This window comes from Pseudoalteromonas sp. SWYJZ12 (genome assembly GCF_015864395.1).
In the GTDB taxonomy this organism is placed as follows: domain Bacteria; phylum Pseudomonadota; class Gammaproteobacteria; order Enterobacterales; family Alteromonadaceae; genus Pseudoalteromonas; species Pseudoalteromonas arctica.
This window is the reverse complement of record NZ_JADYXH010000065.1, coordinates 1-637: the sequence shown is the minus strand read 5'-3', so window position 1 is coordinate 637 and position 637 is coordinate 1. Positions and strand designations below refer to the sequence as shown.

Annotated in this window: 1 protein-coding gene; it reads right to left on the bottom strand. The window is 41.1% G+C overall.

Going from position 1 to position 637, the window contains the following annotated elements:
- Positions 1-46: 46 nt before the first annotated feature.
- A complete protein-coding gene (locus I6F42_RS20025; protein ID WP_231616415.1) occupies positions 47-502 on the bottom strand; it encodes a hypothetical protein in 456 nt (151 codons plus the stop codon).
- Positions 503-637 lie beyond the last annotated feature (135 nt).

Below are 637 nucleotides of genomic sequence, written 5' to 3'. Positions count from 1 at the left end.
ATTCTTGTGTAAATCGACGTCTCATTTTATCTGCCTCTATTAAAAGTTAGAGGCGACAACTATCCTGACACAGGGGGCTTGATAAGGCGATATCTTCGTTTAACTCAAAATCCCTAGAAGCCAAGACGATTGATATGTTGGCTCCTTCTTTACGTAGCGCAATTGTTTGCCGGATTAACTCCTGGCAAATGTGCAAAGCGATATTAGAATGTGCGCCAGTCCATCGGATAGCGTCGAGTTGATCTAATATAATCACTACTTTGTTGTGTTTTGATAATGAACTTAAGCTGAAAGGTGGTGAGTACGGGAAACCTAAAGCTCTTCCATACGCATCTAGATTATCTTCTGGAGTTCGTCGATCAAGCCTCACCGGAACACTGATGACTCCTGTCTTACGAAGGTAATTATGAAGTTCGAGAAGTAATGAACTTTTCCCAACTCCTGCTTCTGCTCTAATCAGAGTTACAGGGTTTTCTTCCAAAGAATCGGTGATGTTATCCAACTCTCTTCGTTTAATAAGCTGGTTACATATCAAGAATGGTTGGATTGACTCATCAAACCCCCCTGTGTCAGGATAGTTGTCGCCTCTAACTTTTAATAGAGGCAGATAAAATGAGACGTCGATTTACACAAGAAT